The organism is Pseudomonas mucoides, from assembly GCF_015461845.1.
Taxonomy (GTDB): Bacteria; Pseudomonadota; Gammaproteobacteria; order Pseudomonadales; family Pseudomonadaceae; genus Aquipseudomonas; species Aquipseudomonas mucoides.
In genome coordinates, this window is sequence record NZ_JACOPW010000006.1 from 306,749 (window position 1) to 324,046 (window position 17,298).

Here is a 17,298-nt window from a genome sequence, read left to right on the forward strand (position 1 = left end):
CTAAAATTAGAAGCGGTAGTGCGAGAAAGCCTTGTTGGCTTCAGCCATACGGTGCACGTCTTCACGCTTCTTAACTGCAGCACCTTTACCTTCAGCGGCGTCCAACAGTTCGCCAGCCAAACGCAGAGCCATAGACTTCTCGCCGCGCTTGCGGGCGAAGTCTACCAACCAGCGCATTGCCAGAGCGTTACGACGGGACGGACGAACTTCGACCGGAACCTGGTAAGTAGCACCGCCTACACGGCGCGACTTTACTTCGACCAGCGGAGCGATGGCGTCGAGAGCTTTCTCGAAGATTTCCAGGGGATCGCTGTTCTTGCGTTCTTTAACTTTTTCCAGCGCGCCATAAACGATACGTTCGGCAACGGCTTTCTTGCCGCTTTCCATAACGTGGTTCATGAACTTGGCCAGGATCTGGCTGCCGTACTTTGGATCGTCAAGCACTTCGCGCTTGGCTGCTACGCGTCTTCTTGGCATGGATAAGCCCTCAAACGGTCTTCAGGTTCGCTCGGAATCGGTGCCCTTGCGGGACGCCTCCGACCTTACTCTTATCGACTCAGAAAAATAGAAAATCAGTTTTTACAAAAAGCCGCTACTACTTAGGCTTCTTGGTACCGTACTTCGAACGACCCTGGTTACGACCTTTAACGCCGGAAGTATCCAAAGAACCGCGTACGGTGTGGTAACGAACACCTGGCAAGTCTTTTACACGACCGCCGCGGATCAGTACCACGCTGTGCTCTTGCAGGTTGTGGCCTTCACCGCCGATGTACGAGGAAACCTCGAAACCGTTGGTCAGACGCACACGGCATACTTTACGCAGTGCCGAGTTAGGTTTTTTCGGCGTGGTGGTATACACACGGGTGCATACGCCACGACGTTGCGGGCAGTTCTGCAGCGCAGGCACGTCGGATTTCTCGACGATACGCTTACGCGGCTGACGTACCAGCTGGTTGATAGTTGCCATCTACTAGCTCCACTGTTGTCTTGCGACGCTATTGTCTTGCAAGAAAAGCAAAATGGCAGGAACGAATTCCCGCCAAATTTAGGGGTACAAGAGTCTAAAGAGGATCTTGTCCCCAGTCAAGGCAAGGCCCCGACCTCCCCACCCATCCAACCTCGACAAATTGTCTCGATTCGATGAACGGAGCAGCCAGGGCCTTACGCTCATTTATCGCAGAACTCAGTTACCGCTAGAGTTCAGCGCTTCGGTCAGTGCAGCTTCCACTTCACTGGCGCTTACGCGCAACGGTTTGTCAGCATCACGGCGACGCTTGCGCTCGCTGTGATAAGCCAGACCGGTACCAGCCGGGATCAGACGACCCACGACCACGTTTTCTTTCAGGCCGCGCAGGTAATCGCGCTTGCCGGTTACCGCCGCTTCGGTCAGTACGCGAGTGGTTTCCTGGAAGGAAGCCGCCGAGATGAACGATTCGGTGGACAACGACGCCTTGGTGATACCCAACAGCACGCGAGTGAACTTGGAAACGAATTTCTCGTCGCCAGCCAGACGCTCGTTCTCTACCAGAACGTGAGTCAATTCCATCTGGTCGCCCTTGATGAAACTGGAATCGCCGGATTCAGCGATTTCAACTTTACGCAGCATCTGACGCAGGATGGTCTCGATGTGCTTATCGTTGATCTTCACGCCTTGCAGACGGTAAACGTCCTGGATCTCGTTCACGATGTACTTGGCCAGCGCACTCACACCCAGCAGACGCAGGATGTCGTGTGGATCGCTCGGGCCGTCGGAGATAACTTCGCCGCGGTTTACCTGTTCGCCTTCGAAGACGTTCAGGTGACGCCACTTCGGAATCAGCTCTTCGTACGGATCGCTACCGTCGTTCGGGGTAATGACCAGACGACGCTTGCCTTTGGTCTCTTTACCGAACGCGATGGTGCCGCTGACTTCAGCCAGAATCGAGGCTTCTTTCGGACGACGTGCTTCGAACAAGTCGGCAACACGCGGCAGACCACCGGTGATGTCACGGGTCTTCGAAGTCTCTTGCGGAATACGAGCGATAACATCACCGATCGCGATTTTCGCACCGTCCGCTACACCGACCAGGGCGTTAGCAGGCAGGAAGTACTGAGCAATTACATCGGTACCCGGCAGCAAGAGATCCTTGCCATTGTCATCAACCATCTTCACAGCAGGACGGATATCTTTACCGGCAGCTGGACGATCTTTGGCGTCGAGTACTTCAATGTTGGTCATACCGGTCAATTCGTCAGTCTGACGCTTGATCGTGATGCCTTCTTCCATGCCCACGTAGGTCACGGTACCTTTCATTTCGGTAACGATTGGGTGAGTGTGCGGATCCCACTTGGCCACGATTGCGCCAGCGTCGACCTTGTCACCTTCTTTAACCGAAATCACAGCACCGTACGGCAGCTTGTAACGCTCGCGCTCACGACCGAAGTCATCAGCGATCGCCAGCTCACCGGAACGGGACACAGCAACCAGGCAACCATCCACTCGCTCAACGTGCTTCAGGTTGTGCAGACGGACGGTACCGCCATTCTTCACCTGAACGCTATCAGCTGCGGAGGTCCGGCTTGCCGCACCACCGATGTGGAACGTACGCATGGTCAGCTGGGTACCCGGCTCACCGATGGACTGGGCAGCAATAACGCCGACCGCTTCACCGATGTTCACCTGGTGACCACGAGCCAGATCACGGCCGTAGCACTTGGCGCAAATGCCGTAGCGGGTTTCGCAGCTGATCGGCGAACGCACGATCACTTCGTCGATGCTGTTCAGCTCGATGAACTCGACCCACTTCTCGTCTACCAGCGTGCCGGCAGGAACGATGATTTCTTCAGTACCTGGCTTGAACACGTCACGGGCAATAACACGACCCAATACGCGCTCACCCAACGGCTCAACAACGTCACCGCCTTCAATGTGCGGAGTCATTACCAGGCCATGCTCGGTGCCGCAATCGATCTCGGTTACTACCAGATCCTGCGCCACGTCTACCAGACGACGAGTCAGGTAACCGGAGTTCGCAGTTTTCAACGCGGTATCCGCCAAACCTTTACGAGCACCGTGAGTGGAGATGAAGTACTGAAGTACGCTCAAACCTTCACGGAAGTTCGCAGTAATCGGCGTTTCAATGATGGAACCGTCCGGCTTGGCCATCAGGCCACGCATACCGGCGAGCTGACGGATCTGCGCAGCAGAACCCCGTGCGCCCGAGTCGGCCATCATGTACATCGAGTTGAAAGATTCCTGGTCGACTTCGACGCCATGACGGTCGATGACCTTCTCTTTCGAGAGGTTGGCCATCATCGCCTTGGAAACTTCGTCGTTCGCCTTGGACCAAAGGTCGATCACTTTGTTGTACTTCTCGCCCTGGGTTACCAGGCCGGAGGCGTACTGACTTTCGATCTCTTTCACTTCGTCGGTGGCAGCACCGATGATGCGGGCTTTTTCATCCGGGATAACGAAGTCGTTAACACCGATGGAAACGCCGGAGATGGTCGAATAAGCAAAACCGGTGTACATCAACTGGTCAGCGAAAATCACGGTCTCTTTCAAACCAACCACGCGGTAGCACTGGTTGATCAGCTTGGAGATCGCCTTTTTCTTCATCGGCTGGTTGACGACGTCGTACGACAGACCAGGTGGAACAACCTGGAACAACAGCGCACGGCCGACGGTGGTGTCGACGATACGGGTGTTCTTGACGCTGCCACCATCACGATCGTTGACGGTTTCGTTGATCCGCACTTTGACTTTAGCGTGCAGTGCGGCTTCGCCGGCACGGAACACACGGTCAACTTCCTGCAGATCCGCGAACACACGACCTTCGCCCTTGGCGTTGATCGCTTCACGAGTCATGTAGTACAGACCCAATACAACGTCCTGCGAAGGAACGATGATTGGCTCACCGTTGGCTGGCGACAGAATGTTGTTGGTCGACATCATCAACGCACGCGCTTCCAACTGGGCTTCCAGTGTCAGCGGTACGTGCACGGCCATTTGGTCGCCGTCGAAGTCGGCGTTGTACGCAGCACAGACCAGAGGGTGCAGCTGGATAGCCTTACCTTCGATCAGTACCGGTTCAAACGCCTGGATACCCAGACGGTGAAGGGTCGGTGCACGGTTGAGGAGAACCGGGTGTTCACGAATCACTTCAGCGAGAACGTCCCAAACTTCCGGCAGCTCGCGCTCGACCATCTTCTTGGCAGCTTTGATGGTGGTCGCAAGACCACGCATTTCCAGCTTGCCGAAAATGAACGGCTTGAACAGCTCGAGAGCCATCTTCTTCGGCAGACCGCACTGGTGCAGACGCAGGGTCGGACCTACGGTAATTACCGAACGACCGGAGTAGTCAACACGCTTACCGAGCAAGTTCTGACGGAAACGACCTTGCTTACCCTTGATCATGTCAGCCAGGGATTTCAGAGGACGCTTGTTGGAACCGGTGATAGCGCGGCCACGACGACCGTTGTCGAGCAGTGCGTCGACGGCTTCCTGCAACATACGCTTTTCGTTGCGCACGATGATGTCCGGAGCGGACAGATCAAGCAGGCGCTTCAAGCGGTTGTTACGGTTGATCACTCGACGATACAGATCGTTGAGGTCGGAAGTCGCGAAGCGACCGCCATCCAGCGGGACCAGTGGACGCAGATCTGGCGGCAGAACCGGCAGAACGGTCAGCACCATCCACTCTGGGAGGTTGCCGGAACCCTGGAAGGCTTCCATCAACTTCAGACGCTTGGACAGCTTCTTGATTTTGGTTTCGGAGTTGGTTTGCGGAATTTCTTCACGCAGACGGCCAATCTCGTGTTCCAGGTCGATAGCGTGCAGCAGCTCACGGACAGCTTCGGCACCCATGCGGGCATCGAAATCGTCGCCGAACTCTTCCAGCGCTTCGAAGTACTGCTCGTCGTTGAGCAGCTGACCTTTTTCAAGGGTGGTCATGCCTGGATCGATAACGACATAGCTCTCGAAGTAGAGAACGCGTTCGATATCACGCAGGGTCATGTCCATCAGCAAGCCGATACGCGACGGCAGCGATTTCAGGAACCAGATGTGGGCAACTGGCGAGGCCAGTTCGATGTGCGCCATGCGCTCACGACGAACTTTAGCCAGCGCGACTTCAACGCCGCACTTCTCGCAGATCACACCACGGTGCTTCAAGCGCTTGTACTTACCGCACAGGCACTCGTAATCCTTTACCGGGCCAAAGATCTTGGCGCAGAACAGGCCGTCACGTTCAGGTTTGAACGTACGGTAGTTAATGGTTTCCGGCTTTTTAACTTCACCGAACGACCACGAACGGATCATCTCAGGCGATGCCAATCCAATACGGATGGCGTCGAACTCTTCGACTTGACCCTGGTTTTTCAGCAAATTCAGTAGGTCTTTCAAGGCCTTTCCTCCTGGCGGAGCAGAGAGCGGGCAATCCTGCCCCGCTCTCGATTCGCGTCACGTGTTATTCGGTTTCCAGATCGATATCGATGCCGAGGGAACGAATTTCCTTGATCAACACGTTGAAAGACTCGGGCATGCCCGGCTCCATACGGTGATCGCCATCCACGATGTTTTTGTACATCTTGGTACGGCCGTTCACATCGTCCGACTTCACTGTGAGCATTTCTTGCAGAGTGTAAGCGGCACCGTAAGCTTCCAGTGCCCAGACCTCCATCTCCCCGAAACGCTGACCACCGAACTGCGCCTTACCACCCAGCGGCTGCTGGGTAACCAGGCTGTACGAACCGGTAGAACGAGCGTGCATCTTGTCGTCTACCAAGTGGTTCAGCTTCAGCATGTACATGTAGCCAACAGTAACCGGGCGCTCGAACTTGTTGCCGGTACGGCCGTCGGTCAGCTGCATCTGGCCGCTTTCCGGCAGGTCTGCCAGTTTCAGCATGGCCTTGATTTCGCTTTCCTTGGCGCCGTCGAACACTGGAGTGGCCATTGGAACGCCGCCACGCAGGTTCTTCGCCAGATCCAGGATTTCCTGGTCGGAGAAGCTATCCAGATCTTCGTTACGACCGCCGATCTGGTTGTAGATCTCGTCCAGGAAGGTACGAAGCTCAGCCACTTTGCGCTGCTCTTCGATCATCCGGTTGATCTTCTCGCCCAGACCTTTGGCCGCGAGGCCGAGGTGGGTTTCAAGGATCTGACCAACGTTCATACGCGAAGGTACGCCCAACGGGTTGAGGACAACGTCGACCGGGGTGCCATTGGCATCGTGCGGCATGTCTTCAACCGGCATGATCACGGAGACCACACCTTTGTTACCGTGACGACCGGCCATCTTGTCGCCCGGCTGAATGCGGCGACGGATTGCCAGGTAAACCTTGACGATTTTCAGCACGCCTGGAGCCAGGTCATCGCCCTGCTGCAGTTTGCGCTTCTTGTCTTCGAACTTGTCGTCCAGCAGACGGCGACGATCAACGATGTAGGCCTGAGCCTTCTCGAGCTGCTCGTTCAGAGCATCTTCAGCCATGCGCAGTTTGAACCACTGACCATGCTCAAGACCGTCGAGAACTTCGTCGGTGATGTCCTGACCTTTCTTCAGGCCGGCGCCGCCTTCGGCTTTGTGGCCGACCAGAGCGGAACGCAGACGTTCGAAAGTTGCGCCTTCAACGATACGGAACTCTTCGTTCAGATCCTTGCGGATCTCGTCGAGTTGAGTCTTCTCGATCGACAGTGCACGAGCATCACGCTCAACGCCGTCGCGGGTGAAGACCTGTACGTCGATGACGGTACCCTTGGTGCCAGTAGGCACGCGCAGGGAGGTGTCTTTAACGTCGCTGGCTTTTTCACCGAAGATGGCACGCAACAGCTTCTCTTCCGGAGTCAGTTGGGTCTCGCCTTTCGGAGTGACCTTACCGACCAGAATGTCGCCTGCGCCAACTTCAGCACCTACGTAAACGATACCGGCTTCATCCAGTTTGTTCAGTGCAGCTTCACCCACGTTCGGGATGTCTGCAGTGATTTCCTCTGGCCCAAGCTTGGTGTCACGCGCCACACAGGTCAGTTCCTGAATGTGGATCGTGGTGAAGCGATCTTCCTGAACCACACGCTCGGACAGGCAGATGGAGTCTTCGAAGTTGAAGCCGTTCCATGCCATGAACGCAATGCGCATGTTCTGACCCAGAGCCAGTTCACCCATGTCGGTGGACGGACCGTCAGCCATGATGTCGCTGCGCTGAACCCGATCACCTTTACGCACCAGCGGACGCTGGTTGATGCAGGTGTTCTGGTTGGAGCGGGTGTACTTGGTCAGGTTGTAGATGTCGACACCAGCTTCGCCGGTTTCAACTTCGTCATCAGCAACACGAACCACGATACGGCTGGCGTCGACGGAATCGATAACACCGCCACGACGAGCCACGACGCAAACGCCGGAGTCACGAGCTACGTTACGCTCCATGCCGGTACCGACCAGCGGCTTGTCAGCGCGCAGGGTTGGTACAGCTTGACGCTGCATGTTCGAACCCATCAACGCACGGTTGGCGTCATCGTGCTCGAGGAACGGGATCAGCGACGCAGCAACCGAAACTACCTGCTTCGGCGATACGTCCATCAAGGTGACGTCTTCAGGCGCCTTGACGGTGAACTCGTTCAAGTGACGAACAGCTACCAGCTCGTCGATCAGGACTTTTTTATCGTTCATCGTGGCCGAAGCCTGAGCGATCACGTGATCAGCTTCTTCGATGGCGGACAGGAACACGATCTCGTCGGTGACCAGAGCGTCTTTCACCACACGGTACGGGCTCTCGAGGAAGCCGTACTGGTTGGTGCGCGCATAGGCAGCCAGGGAGTTGATCAGACCGATGTTCGGACCTTCCGGCGTTTCAATCGGGCATACACGACCGTAGTGAGTCGGGTGTACGTCACGAACTTCAAAGCCGGCACGCTCACGAGTCAAACCGCCAGGGCCGAGTGCAGACACACGACGCTTGTGGGTGATCTCGGACAGCGGGTTGTTCTGGTCCATGAACTGGGACAGCTGGCTGGAACCGAAGAACTCTTTCACCGCCGCAGCCACTGGCTTGGCGTTGATCAGGTCTTGCGGCATCAGGCCTTCGCTTTCAGCCATCGACAGACGCTCTTTGACCGCACGCTCAACACGTACCAGGCCAACGCGGAACTGGTTCTCGGCCATTTCGCCTACGCAGCGAACACGACGGTTACCCAAGTGGTCGATGTCATCGACGATGCCTTTACCGTTACGGATGTCGACCAGAGTCTTCAGTACCGCGACGATGTCTTCTTTGCACAACACACCCGAACCTTCGATCTCGGTACGACCGATACGACGGTTGAACTTCATCCGGCCGACCGCAGACAGGTCATAGCGCTCAGGGCTGAAGAACAGGTTGTTGAACAGAGTCTCGGCAGCGTCTTTGGTTGGCGGCTCGCCTGGACGCATCATGCGATAGATCTCGACCAGCGCTTCCAATTGGTTGCTGGTGGAGTCGATCTTCAGAGTGTCGGAGACAAACGGACCGCAGTCGATATCGTTGGTGTACAGAGTTTCGATGCGAACAACCTGGGCCTTGGCGATTTTCGCCAGGATCTCGGTGTTCAGCTCGGTGTTGCACTCTGCCAGGATTTCGCCGGTTGCCGGATGCACGATGACCTTGGCGGTAGTGCGACCCAGGACGTAGTCCAGAGGCACTTGCAGCTCTTTGATCCCTGCTTTTTCCAGCTGGTTGATGTGGCGAGCGGTGATACGACGACCTTGCTCGACAATAACCTTGCCTTTGTCATCCAGGATATCCAGGACAGCAATTTCACCACGCAGGCGCTGAGGCACCAGTTCCAGGCTGAGGTTTTCACCTTGCACGTGGAAGACGTTGGTGGTGTAGAACGCATCCAGCACTTCTTCAGTGGTATAGCCCAGCGCGCGCAGCAATACCGATGCAGGCAGCTTGCGACGACGGTCGATACGCACGAACACGCAGTCTTTCGGGTCGAACTCGAAGTCCAACCACGAACCGCGGTAAGGAATGATGCGCGCGGAGTACAGCAGTTTGCCGGAGCTGTGCGTCTTGCCACGGTCGTGGTCGAAGAACACGCCCGGGGAACGGTGCAGCTGGGAAACGATTACACGCTCGGTACCGTTGATTACGAAGGTACCGTTCTCAGTCATCAGGGGGATTTCACCCATGTAGACTTCTTGCTCTTTAATGTCCTTGATCGCTTTGTTCGACGATTCTTTGTCGAAAATGATCAGGCGCACTTTTACCCGCAAAGGTACGGCGTAAGTTACACCGCGCAATACGCATTCTTTGACATCAAATGCCGGTTCGCCCAGGCGATAACCGACGTACTCCAGCGCAGCATTGCCGGAGTAGCTGATGATCGGGAAAACGGATTTGAAGGCCGCATGCAGGCCCACGTCGCGGAACTGATCTTTAGTCGCTCCCGCTTGCAAGAATTCACGATACGAATCCAGCTGGATGGCCAGGAGGTACGGCACATCCATGACGTCCGGCAACTTGCTAAAGTCCTTGCGGATACGTTTTTTCTCAGTATATGAGTAAGCCATCAGCGTTCCCCAGCTTGGTCACCTGCTTGTTTGGCCCCTCCCGACGGGAGCAGCCAGAAAATCGTGCAAACCCCATGGTTTGCGCCACCACATCGGGTGGTTACAGCTCGTTATCAGCACCGACCCAGTCGGCTGCCAATAACGGAAAAAGGCCGGTGGCAAGAGCCACCAGCCATCAGCCTTTCGCTTTACGCTCGGGCTGGAGGAGCAAAGTCGATGCTTACTTCAGCTCGACTTTAGCGCCTGCTTCTTCCAGAGTAGCTTTGGCTTTGTCAGCTGCGTCTTTCGAAACAGCTTCCAGAACCATGGCAGGAGCGCCGTCAACTACAGCCTTGGCTTCTTTCAGGCCCAGACCGGTCAGTTCACGTACTGCCTTGATCACGTTTACTTTCTTCTCGCCAGCTTCGGTCAGCATGACGTTGAATTCGGTTTGCTCTTCAACAACAGCGGCAGCAGCAGCTGGACCAGCCGATGCAGCAGCAGCGGTAACGCCGAATTTTTCTTCGAAAGCTTTGATCAGCTCAACAACCTGCAGAACCGACATTTCAGCTACGGCGTTGAGGATATCGTCTTGGGAGATAGACATTGCTGTATTTCCTGAATTGGGGGACGGCCTACGCGGCCATCGAAATAAACAAAAATACGCGAAAGGAGATGTTCAGCCTTAGGCTGCAACAGCTTCTTTTTGGTCGCGAACTGCAGCCAGAGTACGAGCCAACTTGCTGGTAGCGCCTTGAATCACGCTCATCAGCTGAGAAATTGCTTCGTCACGGGTCGGCAGTGTTGCCAGTACGTCGATTTGGTTAGCTGCGAGGAACTTGCCCTCGAACGCAGCTGCCTTGATCTCGAACTTATCCTGACTCTTGGCGAATTCCTTGAACAAACGGGCAGCAGCGCCAGGATGATCCTTGGAGAACGCGATCAGAGTCGGGCCGGTGAACACGTCGTTGAGGACACTGTATTCAGTGTCAGCAACAGCGCGCTTGAGCAGGGTGTTACGTACAACACGTACGTAAACGCCAGCTTCACGAGCCTCTTTACGGAGTCCGGTCATCGCGCCTACTGTTACGCCACGGGCATCAGCCACGACAGCGGACAGAGCGACTTTGGCAGCCTCGTTGACTTCAGCGACGATGGCCTTCTTGTCTTCGAGATTAATTGCCACGGGTTTAACTCCTGCTTGTTACCGTTTCATCTGGCCGAAGCCGGATGTCGTTTTGGTGTCTGATTCGGTAAGGAACCGGGAGCACCATCTGCGTAGGCTTGAGGTTTAAGACTTGCGTCGCCTACGGTCTTGGATAGCCCCCGCCAGGCAGGGACCCCAATCTTTCAATTGGCGCGATCGCTCGCGCCAACCTGTGTCTTACGCGTCGAGCGAGCTTTGGTCGATGACCAGACCTGGGCCCATAGTGGTGCTCAGGGTAACGCGCTTGACGTAAATGCCTTTCGAGGAAGCTGGCTTGATACGCTTCAGATCAGCGATCAGGGCTTCAACGTTTTCCTTCAGCTTGACGGCGTCGAAGCCGATCTTGCCAACGGAAGTGTGGATGATGCCGTTTTTGTCGGTGCGATAACGAACCTGACCAGCTTTGGCGTTTTTAACCGCGGTAGCTACGTCTGGAGTTACGGTGCCGACTTTAGGGTTAGGCATCAGGCCGCGTGGACCGAGGATCTGACCCAACTGACCAACAACGCGCATTGCATCCGGGGATGCGATAACTACGTCATAGTTCAGGTCGCCGCCTTTCATTTCGGCAGCCAGGTCGTCCATACCTACACGGTCAGCGCCGGCAGCCAGAGCGGCCTCAGCAGCTGGACCCTGGGTGAACACAGCAACGCGAACGGTCTTGCCAGTGCCGTGCGGCAGCACAGTAGCGCTACGAACAACCTGGTCAGATTTACGCGGGTCAACACCCAGGTTAACAGCAACGTCGAACGACTCGCTGAACTTGACAGTCGACAGCTCAGCCAGCAGAGCAGCAGCGTCTACAAAGTTGTAGGCCTTGCCTGCTTCGATTTTGCCGGCGATAGCCTTTTGACGCTTGGTCAACTTAGCCATTACACACCCTCCACGTTAAGGCCCATGCTACGAGCAGAACCGGCGATAGTACGCACGGCTGCTTCCATATCAGCTGCAGTCAGATCCGCGTTTTTGGTTTTCGCGATTTCTTCCAGCTGAGCACGGGTCACGGTGCCAACCTTAACGGTGTTCGGACGAGCGGAACCGCTAGTCAGACCAGCAGCCTTCTTCAGCAGAACCGAAGCAGGGGTGGACTTGGTTTCAAAAGTGAAGCTACGGTCGCTGTAGACAGTGATGATCACTGGAGTCGGCAGACCTGGCTCAAGACCCTGAGTACGGGCGTTGAAGGCCTTGCAGAATTCCATGATGTTCACGCCGTGCTGACCCAGAGCAGGACCAACAGGTGGGCTTGGGTTAGCCTGAGCGGCCTTCACTTGCAGCTTGATGTAAGCGGTAATTTTCTTGGCCATGAGGCACTCCAATTACGGGTTCAAACGCCTCGAAAGGCTCCCCGGTTACTTGCGCGTTTATCCCAGTGACGACAAAACCCCACAGCCTAGGGCTGCGGGGTTGGGATGCTTGCTCAGCTAGACCTTTTCGACCTGGCTGAACTCTAGCTCTACCGGGGTAGAGCGACCGAAAATGAGCACTGCCACTTGGATCCGGCTCTTCTCGTAATTAACTTCTTCAACCGTGCCGGTAAAATCAGCAAACGGCCCGTCATTGACCCGTACCGACTCACCCGGCTCGAACAATGTCTTCGGCTTCGGCTTATCACTACCATCAGCGACGCGACGCAGAATTGCTTCTGCCTCTTTATCTGTAATTGGCGCAGGCTTATCGGCAGTACCGCCAATGAAGCCCATCACCCGAGGCGTATCCTTGACCAAGTGCCAAGTACCCTCGTTCATATCCATCTGTACCAGCACGTAACCTGGGAAGAACTTGCGCTCGCTTTTGCGCTTCTGGCCATTACGCATTTCAACCACTTCTTCAGTGGGAACCAGAATTTCGCCGAAGCCATCTTCCATGCCAGCCAGCTTTACGCGCTCTACCAACGAGCGCATGACATGCTTCTCGTAACCGGAGTAAGCATGCACAACGTACCAACGCTTAGCCACGGGACACCCTTAGCCGACAATCAAGGAAACAAGCCAGCCGAGGAGGGAATCAAGCCCCCACAACAGCAACGCCATAACCAGAACAACAGCCACAACAATCAACGTGGTCTGCGTGGTTTCTTGGCGAGTTGGCCATACGACTTTACGAATCTCAGTGCGAGCTTCCTTAACCAGTACAAAGAAAGACTTGCCCTTGACTGTCTGCAGGCCTACAAAGGCAGCTACAGCAGCAATGACGAGCAGTGCAAGTACACGGTACAGGATCGGCGAAGCAGAGTAATACTGATTGCCAACAACGCCAACAACCACCAAAGCGACTACTACTAGCCACTTGAGCAGATCGAAGCGAGAGCCTTGAGCTTCAGCTTTAGGAGTCATCTATGAAGATCCTGTGAAAAGAAAGCCAGACACACCAAGTGAATCTGGCAGGTCAGGAGGGAATCGAACCCCCAACCTACGGTTTTGGAGACCGTCGCTCTGCCAATTGAGCTACTGACCTAAAACAAAATCAGGCCGACCATTATGCCGGCCCGAAAAAGACATTACAACAATTTACTCGATGATTTTGGCTACGACGCCAGCGCCGACGGTACGACCGCCTTCACGGATAGCGAAACGCAGACCATCTTCCATCGCGATGGTTTTGATCAGGGTAACAGTCATCTGAATGTTGTCACCTGGCATTACCATTTCAACGCCTTCTGGCAGCTCGCAGTTACCAGTCACGTCAGTAGTACGGAAGTAGAACTGTGGACGGTAGCCTTTGAAGAACGGAGTATGACGGCCGCCTTCTTCCTTGCTCAGAACGTAAACTTCTGCGGTGAACTTGGTGTGCGGCTTAACCGAACCCGGCTTAACCAGAACCTGGCCACGCTCAACGTCGTCACGCTTGGTGCCGCGCAGCAGCACGCCGCAGTTCTCGCCAGCACGACCTTCGTCGAGCAGCTTGCGGAACATTTCAACACCGGTGCAGGTGGTGACGGTAGTGTCACGCAGACCAACGATTTCCAGTGGGTCCTGAACGCGAACGATACCGCGCTCGATACGACCAGTCACAACAGTACCGCGACCGGAGATCGAGAATACGTCTTCGATTGGCATCAGGAACGGCTTGTCGGTCAGACGAACTGGTTCTGGGATGTAGCTATCCAGAGTCTCAACCAGTTTACGAACGGCAGTGGTGCCCATTTCGTTGTCGTCTTTACCTTCCAGAGCCATACGCGCCGAACCAATGATGATCGGAGTGTCGTCACCTGGGAAGTCGTAAGTGCTCAGCAGATCGCGCACTTCCATCTCAACCAGTTCCAGCAGCTCAGCGTCGTCTACCAGGTCAGCCTTGTTCAGGAAAACCACGATGTACGGAACGCCTACCTGACGGGACAGCAGGATATGCTCACGGGTTTGCGGCATCGGACCATCAGCGGCCGAGCAAACCAGGATAGCGCCGTCCATCTGGGCAGCACCAGTGATCATGTTCTTCACATAGTCAGCGTGACCTGGGCAGTCAACGTGAGCATAGTGACGAATCTTCGAGTTGTACTCGACGTGTGCGGTGTTAATGGTGATACCGCGAGCTTTTTCTTCTGGCGCGCTGTCGATTTTATCGAAATCAACGATGGCCGAACCGAAAACCTCGGAGCAAACGCGAGTCAGAGCAGCAGTCAGCGTAGTCTTACCATGGTCAACGTGACCGATAGTACCAACGTTAACGTGCGGCAGCGAACGATCGAACTTTTCCTTAGCCATCGAAACAACCCCCAACAAAAGAATTGAGCAAGTAATATCAACCATTAAAACAAAGGCAGATATTTTCATATCTGCCTTGTTATATGGAGCTCTTGAGCGGATTTGAACCGCTGACCTCACCCTTACCAAGGGTGTGCTCTACCAACTGAGCTACAAGAGCGTAACACTTTGCAGGATCTGCAAACTTGGAGCGGGTAGCGGGAATCGAACCCGCATCATCAGCTTGGAAGGCTGAGGTTCTACCACTAAACTATACCCGCGGAGCTTGCAGCTCTCGCTAAAATTGGTGGAGGGGGAAGGATTCGAACCTTCGAAGTCGTAGACGTCAGATTTACAGTCTGATCCCTTTGGCCGCTCGGGAACCCCTCCTAAGCGAGCCGGCATTCTACATCATGCCAGCCTTCTGTCAAGCATTTTTCTCATTAAAAACCTGAGGTTAGCTGCATTAACACCGCTTCCGCACTGCTGACCGCTAAAGGTCTTCACTGCGAAGCGGGCGCCATTCTATGCAAACTATTCAGCCGGTGCAACCCCCTCACACGGCATTATTTTATGTTTTAACTCATTGAATTCTTTAGAAAGGTTTAGCAGCTGCAAATCATCCAGCAAACGCTGGCTTTCGGGGGCTACACGCACCCAATAACCAGACGACTCGACGGCGTCTTTCGGCAAAGACTGATACTTGACGCCTATCTCTCCCAGTCGGCGCCCTACCAGCAGGACGGTCTCCTGGCGAGCAAAGCCCCCCAAATAGAGACAACCATTAACCGCCTCTGCGGATTTTCCTTTATCTCGAGTCGTTTCCGCCGCCTCGCTTAACAAGCGAATATCCTGTTGCGCCCCTCGGTACAAGCTCAAAGGCGTTACATCTTTCGCCCGCAGCGGGGCCTCTTGTTGATGCCAAATGTAATAGAAGACGTTGAGTACGAGCAGCAAGAGGAACAACCAGCGCATAAAAACCTCAGGACAATGGACATGCCATCGCTAAACCTACAAAAATCAGGTCTGGAACCAGCCTGGCTTCGGGCACGATTCCGGAAACCAGCGTCGCATCGCCCCCGGTAAGGAATACAGTAAACTCATCCCCCCAGTAACTACGCGCCAACTCCAACTGAGTCAGGACAAACCCCCTCAGCATAAGAGAGCACCCTCGCTCTACCGCTTCGACGGTTGTACGGCCAGGAGCGAGACTTTCGAGCGCTCGCTCGGCAGCCAGGTCACCGTATCGAATTTTTCGAGTATGGGTTCGCAACTGGTTGCGCATTAAGGGCATCCCAGGACAGATAAAGCCACCGAGGTGCTCCCCGTCCGCTGCAATGAAGTCGGCCGTCACAGCGGTACCGAAATCAAGCACCAGACACGCGCCGGAAGCCAGATGAAACCCTCCGAGCATCGCAAGCCAGCGATCGAGACCCAGCCGCTCAAACTCGTCATACCCGTTGCGTACTCCGGCCATTTCGCGGGCTGGAGTCGCGCACACCACGGATACACCGAAAGCTTGCGTCAATATAGAAGCTAAAGCAGCGGTTTCTTCAGCCGTTCTAACGCTGACCAACCGACAATGCTTAAGTGCGAGCCCATCTAGATTGCTCAAGCCCTCCAACAAAGCATCATCCGAATCAACCACACCTTCACTAAACACTCGCCGGACATCTGCACAGAGCACACGCCATTTGATAAAACTGTTTCCACAGTCGAGCTCAAGAATCATCGCGCAACCTCAAACTGAGCTCACCACCACTAAAGACTTTTTCAACGCCATTTACTTTCAAGCGCAAAGCCCCCTGACTGTCGATACCCAATACCTCACCATCTATCTGGCTTACGCCGGCAATCAAAGACACTGCCCGCCCCTGCCAAAGATGGTTTTGCTCCCACTCCGACTGGATAGAGGAAAATCCGTCTAACTGGTGTCGAGCCAGGTATTTCTGGAGCATCGAGCCCAATTCCGAAACCAGGTGATTGCGGTCAAAGGCCTTACCTGACTCCAGACGCATTGACGTCCATAGCTGATCAACCTCTTCAGTCATCTGCATATTGACGTTTATTCCAACACCCAGCACTACGTGACAGACATCCGCAGGATCACCCACCAATTCGAGCAATATCCCGGCGATCTTTTTCTGCCCCACCAAAACATCGTTGGGCCATTTTAATCCCGCTCCTGGAACACCGAGCGCTCGCAATGTCTGCATGACAGCAAGACCGACAACGAGGCTCAAACCCTCCAGCTGCCGCATTCCACCATCAATGCGCAATACCAGGCTGTAATAGACGTTCTCTGCAAAAGGGCTGACCCACTTGCGCCCTCGCCGCCCGCGACCAGCTGTCTGGCGCTCGGCAAGCACCAAAAATGGCGCAGCCTGACCACGCTCGATAGCGCGCAAGGCCTCAGCGTTGGTGGAGTCTATTGAGTCGAAGAGCAAAATTGGCCAGCCACAAGCAGGCGCCTCGTCCGATATGGCGACAGGATCCAATAGCGTCAACGGTGCAGCCAGCTGATATCCGCGACCGCGCACCTTATGAACTGACAAGCCAAGCTCAGCCTCTAGATGCTGAAGCTGCTTCCACACCGCACTACGACTGATCCCCAGTGCAGCACCCAGGGTCTGGCCCGAATGGAACCGGCCATCTTTAAGAAGCTTTAACAACGTCAGCATGCAAGTCTCGCCTCACAATGAGGCCCGCATGATAGCCATGCCCCGAGCCGTTGCATAGAAAACCGACAAGACGGATTTCCAGCGGGCAAAACAAAACCCCTACCTGCATACGCAGATAGGGGTTTCGGAATTTAATCTTGACGATGACCTACTCTCACATGGGGAAACCCCACACTACCATCGGCGATGCATCGTTTCACTGCTGAGTTCGGGATGGGATCAGGTGGTTC

General features: G+C 55.0%; 14 protein-coding genes, 4 tRNA genes and 1 rRNA gene. All 19 read right to left on the reverse strand.

Annotated features, from left to right (window positions below; all coding sequences use genetic code 11):
* Nucleotides 1-6: 6 nt before the first annotated feature.
* Nucleotides 7-477 (reverse strand): 30S ribosomal protein S7, encoded by a 471-nt coding sequence (gene rpsG, locus H8F22_RS24790; protein ID WP_002555493.1) that lies wholly within the window; start codon nucleotides 475-477, stop codon nucleotides 7-9.
* 118 nt (nucleotides 478-595) lie between these two features.
* Nucleotides 596-967, reverse strand: a complete 372-nt coding sequence (gene rpsL, locus H8F22_RS24795; protein WP_002555494.1) for a 30S ribosomal protein S12 — start codon at nucleotides 965-967, stop codon at nucleotides 596-598.
* A gap of 216 nt (nucleotides 968-1,183) precedes the next feature.
* The gene (gene rpoC / locus H8F22_RS24800) at nucleotides 1,184-5,383 is read right to left on the reverse strand and encodes a DNA-directed RNA polymerase subunit beta' (protein ID WP_007896632.1); all 4,200 of its coding nucleotides are present in this window, start codon (nucleotides 5,381-5,383) and stop codon (nucleotides 1,184-1,186) included.
* Between the two features lie 64 nt (nucleotides 5,384-5,447).
* Nucleotides 5,448-9,521: a DNA-directed RNA polymerase subunit beta gene (gene rpoB, locus H8F22_RS24805; RefSeq protein ID WP_027926088.1), complete on the reverse strand. Its 4,074-nt coding sequence runs from the start codon at nucleotides 9,519-9,521 to the stop codon at nucleotides 5,448-5,450.
* A 220-nt stretch (nucleotides 9,522-9,741) separates the two neighbouring features.
* Nucleotides 9,742-10,107, reverse strand: a complete 366-nt coding sequence (gene rplL / locus H8F22_RS24810; protein ID WP_027926087.1) for a 50S ribosomal protein L7/L12 — start codon at nucleotides 10,105-10,107, stop codon at nucleotides 9,742-9,744.
* Between the two features lie 78 nt (nucleotides 10,108-10,185).
* Nucleotides 10,186-10,686, reverse strand: coding sequence for a 50S ribosomal protein L10 (gene rplJ / locus H8F22_RS24815; protein WP_027926086.1), 501 nt, complete (start codon nucleotides 10,684-10,686; stop codon nucleotides 10,186-10,188).
* Between the two features lie 198 nt (nucleotides 10,687-10,884).
* On the reverse strand, nucleotides 10,885-11,580 hold the full coding sequence (rplA, locus tag H8F22_RS24820) for a 50S ribosomal protein L1 (RefSeq protein WP_003186095.1): 696 nt from the start codon (nucleotides 11,578-11,580) through the stop codon (nucleotides 10,885-10,887).
* Nucleotides 11,580-12,011 carry a 50S ribosomal protein L11 gene (gene rplK / locus H8F22_RS24825; protein ID WP_007933726.1) on the reverse strand — a complete coding sequence of 144 codons (432 nt, stop codon included), beginning with the start codon at nucleotides 12,009-12,011 and terminating at the stop codon, nucleotides 11,580-11,582. The genes rplA and rplK overlap by 1 nt, the downstream gene beginning before the upstream one ends.
* A 117-nt stretch (nucleotides 12,012-12,128) precedes the next feature.
* Nucleotides 12,129-12,662, reverse strand: a complete 534-nt coding sequence (gene nusG, locus H8F22_RS24830; RefSeq protein ID WP_007896622.1) for a transcription termination/antitermination protein NusG — start codon at nucleotides 12,660-12,662, stop codon at nucleotides 12,129-12,131.
* 9 nt (nucleotides 12,663-12,671) lie between these two features.
* Entirely contained in the window at nucleotides 12,672-13,040 is a 369-nt protein-coding gene (secE, locus tag H8F22_RS24835; protein WP_007896620.1) for a preprotein translocase subunit SecE, read from the reverse strand.
* Between the two features lie 45 nt (nucleotides 13,041-13,085).
* Nucleotides 13,086-13,161: transfer RNA gene (locus tag H8F22_RS24840), tRNA-Trp, on the reverse strand.
* Nucleotides 13,162-13,214: 53 nt separating this feature from the next.
* Nucleotides 13,215-14,408, reverse strand: coding sequence for an elongation factor Tu (gene tuf, locus H8F22_RS24845; protein WP_027924378.1), 1,194 nt, complete (start codon nucleotides 14,406-14,408; stop codon nucleotides 13,215-13,217).
* 84 nt (nucleotides 14,409-14,492) lie between these two features.
* Nucleotides 14,493-14,568: transfer RNA gene (locus tag H8F22_RS24850), tRNA-Thr, on the reverse strand.
* Between the two features lie 26 nt (nucleotides 14,569-14,594).
* Nucleotides 14,595-14,668: transfer RNA gene (locus H8F22_RS24855), tRNA-Gly, on the reverse strand.
* A gap of 24 nt (nucleotides 14,669-14,692) precedes the next feature.
* Nucleotides 14,693-14,777: transfer RNA gene (locus H8F22_RS24860), tRNA-Tyr, on the reverse strand.
* A gap of 144 nt (nucleotides 14,778-14,921) precedes the next feature.
* Nucleotides 14,922-15,362: a hypothetical protein gene (locus H8F22_RS24865; RefSeq protein ID WP_027924379.1), complete on the reverse strand. Its 441-nt coding sequence runs from the start codon at nucleotides 15,360-15,362 to the stop codon at nucleotides 14,922-14,924.
* Between the two features lie 7 nt (nucleotides 15,363-15,369).
* The gene (locus tag H8F22_RS24870) at nucleotides 15,370-16,119 is read right to left on the reverse strand and encodes a pantothenate kinase (RefSeq protein WP_027924380.1); all 750 of its coding nucleotides are present in this window, start codon (nucleotides 16,117-16,119) and stop codon (nucleotides 15,370-15,372) included.
* Nucleotides 16,109-17,068, reverse strand: coding sequence for a bifunctional biotin--[acetyl-CoA-carboxylase] ligase/biotin operon repressor BirA (gene birA / locus H8F22_RS24875; protein WP_027924381.1), 960 nt, complete (start codon nucleotides 17,066-17,068; stop codon nucleotides 16,109-16,111). The genes H8F22_RS24870 and birA overlap by 11 nt, the downstream gene beginning before the upstream one ends.
* 135 nt (nucleotides 17,069-17,203) lie before the next feature.
* A 5S ribosomal RNA gene (rrf, locus tag H8F22_RS24880) occupies nucleotides 17,204-17,298 on the reverse strand; the annotation flags it as partial.

Bases quoted from the DNA above. Each gene is read 5' to 3' on its own strand.
- rpsG (WP_002555493.1), bottom strand. From the start codon at position 477: ATGCCAAGAAGACGCGTAGCAGCCAAGCGCGAAGTGCTTGACGATCCA.
- rpsL (WP_002555494.1), bottom strand. From the start codon at position 967: ATGGCAACTATCAACCAGCTGGTACGTCAGCCGCGTAAGCGTATCGTC.
- rpoB (WP_027926088.1), bottom strand. From the start codon at position 9,521: ATGGCTTACTCATATACTGAGAAAAAACGTATCCGCAAGGACTTTAGC.
- rplL (WP_027926087.1), bottom strand. From the start codon at position 10,107: ATGTCTATCTCCCAAGACGATATCCTCAACGCCGTAGCTGAAATGTCG.
- rplA (WP_003186095.1), bottom strand. From the start codon at position 11,580: ATGGCTAAGTTGACCAAGCGTCAAAAGGCTATCGCCGGCAAAATCGAA.
- rplK (WP_007933726.1), bottom strand. From the start codon at position 12,011: ATGGCCAAGAAAATTACCGCTTACATCAAGCTGCAAGTGAAGGCCGCT.
- secE (WP_007896620.1), bottom strand. From the start codon at position 13,040: ATGACTCCTAAAGCTGAAGCTCAAGGCTCTCGCTTCGATCTGCTCAAG.
- tuf (WP_027924378.1), bottom strand. From the start codon at position 14,408: ATGGCTAAGGAAAAGTTCGATCGTTCGCTGCCGCACGTTAACGTTGGT.
- H8F22_RS24865 (WP_027924379.1), bottom strand. From the start codon at position 15,362: ATGCGCTGGTTGTTCCTCTTGCTGCTCGTACTCAACGTCTTCTATTAC.
- H8F22_RS24870 (WP_027924380.1), bottom strand. From the start codon at position 16,119: ATGATTCTTGAGCTCGACTGTGGAAACAGTTTTATCAAATGGCGTGTG.
- birA (WP_027924381.1), bottom strand. From the start codon at position 17,068: ATGCTGACGTTGTTAAAGCTTCTTAAAGATGGCCGGTTCCATTCGGGC.